This is a genomic window from Paenisporosarcina sp. TG20 (genome assembly GCF_000286315.1).
Taxonomy (GTDB): Bacteria; Bacillota; Bacilli; order Bacillales_A; family Planococcaceae; genus Paenisporosarcina.
The window spans coordinates 23,737-29,736 of the sequence record NZ_ALJG01000337.1 but is presented as its reverse complement, the minus strand read 5'-3'; the positions used below and the strand labels follow the sequence as shown (position 1 = coordinate 29,736).

The 6,000-nt window shown below is 35.1% G+C and carries 7 protein-coding genes; 6 read left to right on the top strand and 1 reads right to left on the bottom strand.

Features of this window, described 5'->3' with window-relative positions; all coding sequences use genetic code 11:
• From B371_RS21875 to B371_RS23595, 5 genes are all read left to right on the top strand, one after another.
• A partial coding sequence (locus B371_RS21875; RefSeq protein ID WP_019415137.1) for a cell wall-binding repeat-containing protein occupies nucleotides 1–1,019 on the top strand: 1,019 nt, incomplete at its 5' end.
• A gap of 260 nt (nucleotides 1,020–1,279) precedes the next feature.
• Nucleotides 1,280–2,026 carry a creatininase family protein gene (locus B371_RS0115035; protein ID WP_019415136.1) on the top strand — a complete coding sequence of 249 codons (747 nt, stop codon included), beginning with the start codon at nucleotides 1,280–1,282 and terminating at the stop codon, nucleotides 2,024–2,026.
• 308 nt (nucleotides 2,027–2,334) lie between these two features.
• Complete coding sequence (locus B371_RS0115030; RefSeq protein WP_019415135.1) at nucleotides 2,335–2,796, top strand: hypothetical protein; 462 nt, start codon at nucleotides 2,335–2,337, stop codon at nucleotides 2,794–2,796.
• Nucleotides 2,797–3,060: 264 nt separating this feature from the next.
• The gene (locus B371_RS0115025; RefSeq protein WP_026023085.1) at nucleotides 3,061–3,717 is read left to right on the top strand and encodes an HAD family hydrolase; all 657 of its coding nucleotides are present in this window, start codon (nucleotides 3,061–3,063) and stop codon (nucleotides 3,715–3,717) included.
• Nucleotides 3,718–3,898: 181 nt separating this feature from the next.
• Nucleotides 3,899–4,060, top strand: coding sequence for a hypothetical protein (locus tag B371_RS23595; RefSeq protein ID WP_019415133.1), 162 nt, complete (start codon nucleotides 3,899–3,901; stop codon nucleotides 4,058–4,060).
• A gap of 237 nt (nucleotides 4,061–4,297) precedes the next feature.
• Here the strand turns inward: B371_RS23595 and B371_RS0115015 are convergent, their stop codons facing one another.
• Nucleotides 4,298–5,332: a PHB depolymerase family esterase gene (locus tag B371_RS0115015; RefSeq protein ID WP_019415132.1), complete on the bottom strand. Its 1,035-nt coding sequence runs from the start codon at nucleotides 5,330–5,332 to the stop codon at nucleotides 4,298–4,300.
• Between the two features lie 180 nt (nucleotides 5,333–5,512).
• On the opposite strand from B371_RS0115015, the gene B371_RS24520 reads away from it, so the two are divergent.
• On the top strand, nucleotides 5,513–5,608 hold the full coding sequence (locus B371_RS24520; RefSeq protein ID WP_157185215.1) for a hypothetical protein: 96 nt from the start codon (nucleotides 5,513–5,515) through the stop codon (nucleotides 5,606–5,608).
• Nucleotides 5,609–6,000 lie beyond the last annotated feature (392 nt).

Below are 6,000 nucleotides of genomic sequence, written 5' to 3'. Positions count from 1 at the left end.
TAGGAACAGGAACAACGACTACGGATGGTAAATTCTCAGTTGTGATACCTAAACAAAAAGTGAACGAAATTTTAACGGTAACCGCTACAGATGCGGCAGGTAATGTCAGTGCTGAAGCAAATATAACAGTTGTCGAGGCACCACCTGAAGTGACAAATCGTATTGCTGGAGAAGATCGCTATGAAACAGCAGTTTCTATTTCTCAAGAAGGCTGGAATTCTTCTGAAACAGTAGTTCTTGCTACTGGAGCTAATTTTCCTGATGCACTAGCTGGAGGTCCTTTAGCATACAAAGAAGATGCACCTATTCTATTAACGAGACCTACAAGACTAGTAGAAGTTACGGAACTTGAAATCAAGCGTTTGAATGCGAAGAAAGTAATTATCCTTGGAAGTAAAGGAGCAATTTCACTTGATGTTGAAACTCAGTTGAAAGAAATGGGCTTGGTTGTTGAGAGAATCGGAGGCGAAAATCGCTTTGAAACAGCTGCTTTGATTGCGAAGCGACTACCATCTGAACAAGCAATTATTGCTTATGGATTCAACTTCCCAGATGTTCTATCAATTTCACCATACGCAGCTAAAAATGGAATTGCAATCTTATTGACAAGATCTGATAGAGTGCCCGCTGAAACACTAAACGCAATGGTTGGCAAAAGTAAGACCATACTTGTTGGTAGCACTGGTGTCATTAGTGAAAATGTAGCAAAACAGTTCCCTAAACCCGTGAGATACGGTGGGGCAACCCGTTTCGACACAGGCAAAGAAATCATTACCCAATTGCCAATGGGAACTGGAAAAGCGTATGTTGCCACGGGACGAAATTTCCCTGATGCACTAGCTGGATCAGTCCTTGCCGCAAAAAATAATGGACCTATTCTATTAGTCAATGAAACAACGATTCCAACACCGACAAAAGATCTTATTTTAAACTATGATAGTTTCTCTATTTTCGGTAGCCGAGGGGCTGTTGGAGATGAAGTTCAGAGTGAATTAGATCGTGTGTTGGAGGATAAGTAACCTTATAAAACTAGTAACACTGCCGTCGTAGGGATTTAATTCCTATGGCGGCTTTTTAAATTATTCTATTTGGATAATGATTTTGTCAACCTAAGCTGTATGCGTAAACCGGACATTTGAGTAACTGAATCAAGGATTTACGGGCGGATCTTCCCGTTTCTTCTTCAACCAACGAAGGTGTTTATTTTAAATTAAAGGGAAATATCATTCCATTGTCGAAATTTAGGTGGTTATGTAAAAAATATTCAATGGGGGCTTTTATGCTAAATTATAAAAATTCTACAAAAGAGATTCTTGAAAGTGGTACAGACATAGCTATTTTATCTGTTGGAGCTACTGAACAGTTCGGGCCATACCTCCCAATGCATTTGGATACTTTGATTGCACAAATGTATGCTGAATCATTTGGAGAGACCTTAAATGGCTACGTTCTGCCAACTATTCCTTTTAACACATCTGAGGAACATGCTAACTATAAAGGTACAATTACCGTCAGTCCAAATATATTAACAGCGATGCTAGAAGAAATAATTGTGAATTTAAATAGACAAGGATTTACCAAGTTTGTTCTTTGCAATGGTCATGGAGGAGCATATTGGGAAACATCTTTTGTTAAGCAGATTAACTATAAGTATCCAGATTTAATTTTAATAACCACTTTTCGTCATTTAGCATGGGAAGAAGCTTTAAAAGAAGCCGGCTTGGAAGGTTTGAATGAATTACATGCAGGCTTGTTATCTGTTTGTACTGGCATGTGGTTATGTCCAGAACTAGTTAAGCTTGAGTCTATGGGTTCCAATATACCTTCAGAAAACAATAAATTTGCAGATTATATGTTTTGGGATAAGTTAACTAAAGATGGCTGTTGGGGTAAATTCGAAAAGAATGAGTATACTCCTGAACAGCTTGCTAAAATGGGTGAAATATTTTGGACAGCATTTATTTCTAAAAGAGGTGAAAATTTAAAAGTTATTTTGGAAGAAGCATACCGAATAAAAATGTCTTAAATAACACTTTAAATGCTTATATAACGTTTGCCGCAAAAGAAAAAGGCACTCTGGTTCTTAACTAGCAGATGTTTGTACAAAGAACCAGCTACCTTTAAAAGGAAACCGGTTCTTTTTGAATATAAGTTGAATACTTCCTAATTGGGTGTTATGTCAATCTAGGATGCATGTGCTTTAGAACCCGTTTAATGTATTTTCAAAAAGGTTCGGTTATAAAAATGTAAGGTTGTTCTTCTTTGAACAGGACAGGTCAGACAAATATAAAGTTATAATTTTCAATTATAATTAGAAGATGAGGATGTGATGTAATGAAATTTGAATATAAATTGATAGGGCGAGGTTGGGCTAGCGGTTATATAGAAGTAAACAGTAAAAAGTTTGATTTCACAGCAAGCTACCTAAATGATGCTTTACATGACTTATTACAATCATTATTAATAATTACCCCCGACTGTTCTCCATATCCTGTGAAGAAAAGTACTTTTGAATTGGAGGAAGAGCCTGGAGGAACAGTTTGGATTTTTAAGCGTATTGATGGTGAGAATCTTTCTATAACAATTGTGTCTTATGAGGATTTAGATAATAAAGTTATTAATCAACTACAATTTAAAGAAGTTTGTAAATTAGACGACCTGATTAAAGAAGTGGTTAAAACGGTAAGCAAGATATTGAAAACACATGGAATAGAAGGGTACAAAGAATCTTGGGGAAATTATGATTTTCCAATAAATGAATTTCAAATATTAAATAACTACATTACTAAATTCTAGGGACTATCTGGTGTGTGATTAAGATGATGAATTAGTAATTCAAAATCGGAAGTTAATGAAATAGAGACTACTTCCTGTTCCCGTTGTTATGTAACCAGTTGGGCATGGAGCATACAGTTACGGTCTTAATTACTAAGGATATACTCTAGAGATAGACACCATTATTTTGGAATCAGTTGTTACAAATTAGTTTGAAGATGTGAACTAGGGATTATTTATATAAGATGAGAAAGGATGTGAAGTTATTTGAGTGGCTATAAAGCAATGCTATTTGATTTAGATGATACCTTACTTAATAGGGACAAGGCAGTAGATAAAATGTTTTTAATTATGTTAGAGAAGTGTTATCAGGATGTTAAACATTCAGCAAAAAATGAAATGTTGAAAAAATTCAAAGAATATGATAATAGAAGCTATGGAAATGGTGATAAAGTAAAAGTTTTGGAATCATTCTTTGATGAATATCCACCAAAATATAGATTGCCACGCAATGACATCCAGGATTTTTGGAATACTAATTTTCCTAATTGTTTTTCTATAAACCAAAATACTATAAATATCGTAAATACTATAAAGATGCATGTCAAAGTTGCAATTATAACAAATGGCTCAACTCAGAGACAAATAGCTAAAATAATAAACACCAATTTAAATAGTTATTTTAATACAATCATTATTTCTGAAGAAGTGGGTTTTAGTAAGCCTGACAAAAGAATATTTGAATTAGCATTAAATAGACTTAATGTGCAACCGGAAGACGCATTATTCGTTGGAGATGACATAGAAAAGGATATAGATGGTTGTCAAAATGCAAATATACAGGGCATATGGTTCAATCCTCATATGATCAATAATAATACCGAAATAAAACCATATGCTGAAATCAATTCTATTGATGGATTATTAAGTTATTTTACATAATCAGATTTTGTTTTACTTCACAACAGTTATTTTCATCCTCAGTGGTCGTTGTTTTTACGCTACGTGGAAGGAGAGAGGGACAGAATAACTAACTAGAACATTATCGTATTTGTGAAACTATTATTTTAATATTACGGGTATATGGATAATTAAGGATATAAGCTATATGGAGGTAAAGAGTGTGAAACAATTAAATGACCAATATAAAAATTCATCAAACTTAGATATTCGGATAAATATTCATGCCCTTTATAGTACTAATAAAAAAGACTGGTTTTCATGGCTCTTTGAGCAGTTTGAGATACAAGAAGTAGAAGATTGCTGGTTTAATGAATTATATTGACAAATTCCATAAATCTTTAAATGTGTTTGAATTTGAGAATATCATGTTTTGGAGAACTGTCTACCTATACAAGGCATTTAGCCATAAAAAAAACCCCGTAAATATAGATTGGTGTCTAACATTTACGGGGCAGTTCATATTTACAACGGTGTATCTTCTGGGACAAAGTACCTGTCCCCTTGGTTCTAAATCGCAAGAACTCTCCCCATGGTCTTCAATGAATCTATTCTTTTCTTATTATCTACTATACTTCTTTAAATCATTCCAAATCACTTCGCTCGCGTTCATTTGCTGGCTTGCTTTCCCAATTATACTCACAGCTAAATATTGCGGTCCGCCCGGCCAAGTATGACCTCCGCCCTCCACTGTGTATAGAATCACTTGCGGCTTGTGAATATTCCCTTTGCTGAACGTTTCACGACGAATTTTTGTATCGTCAAGAACAGCAGGTAAGCCGAAAGGTTGAGCGATCATTTTTTCTACATACGGTAAATACGTTACCGATCCTTCACGCGCTTTATTATTTACTTTTAACCAGTAAGAAATAGCGTCCTTCACCGAATACGTAAGTCCTGGAATCCCTGTCGGCGGAACAGTCGGATCTTGATCCCCCATGACATAGACAACCGGCATTCCGTTTTTTAGCATAGGTTGAGGCGTACTTAACGCCATTTGGCCTGTTACAGCGCCAATACCAGCTAAGCGGTCATTTAGATAAACACCCAAATGGTTGGTGAAAAACCCGCCCCATGACATGCCTGTTGCATAAACCCGGCTCTCGTCAATATTGAAATTTTCAGCAAAGTGGTCGATTAATGCTGCAGTAAAGCCAACATCATCAATAGTACTTAGCTTCTGCATAGCTTGGTCAAATGCCGGGGAATCAATATTCCATCTTCTAATTAGATTAGAATTTGGATCGTATGCATCATTATATTGGTCTGGTGAAAGTAAATTACCGCCCGTATCGATGACCGTACTATCCGGGAAAACAACAATAAAACCTTCTTTCTCGGCCACTTCTTTAAAATTAGTCAATAGCAGCTGCCCTTGACTAGAACTACCAGAACCGTGAAAAGACAACATTAAAGGTACCTCTTGCTCACCTGTATACGACGAAGGAACATAATAATCAAACGAGCGCTCAATTCCGCCAAAATTAATCCTCTCGTCCAATATGAGGCCGCCAGTCGTAGTTGCTGCTGAAACACTTGTTAACAGCGACATGATAAAAGCGATTACAACAAAACCTGAAACCCACTTTTTCAACATTAGTTCATCACTCCATTCTTTTAATTTTCTATCAATAGTACTATTCTACAAATCATGTTAAAACCCCTGTCATTTTCCTGTATTATGGAAAAAAATTATAGTAGTGAAGAAATAAGATTAGAGTTAACAGCTTTTAGAACTAGACGCTTAATAGAGCTAAAAAATGCTAAGCCCTAATACATCTTTACTAATAATACGTTAGAATCTCTTGAGAAGAGATCTAGAACTACGAATGAGCTTTTAAATATAGAAGGTATTGGACCCAAAAAAATCTGAAGAAGTTGAGAAGGAGAACCAGAATGTTATTTGCGATAATTATATCTTTTAGGATTTGTAATAGTTGGTTTATTGATGTTTTTTTACGGGATAAAATATGCATTTCAAGATGAAGGTTTAGTGAAAATTAATGCTTTTTAAAAAATAGCTATATTTATTGACATAGTATTAACTTTCCTAAAATAAAAGAAGGGTTTTTAATCTTTTTTGAGATGGCCTATACAGCAATGGGTTTTCTTATTATTTTGCTAGGGTAATGTGGTCTTGCTGTTCTAAGTAAATCCCGTAAATGGTTGGTAAATAATTTTATTGAAAATGCAACAAATGTTAAAAGTAAATGCCAAAATGACTTTTTATCTTGCCTGAATTCGTCATGGAAACCTCGAAATTAT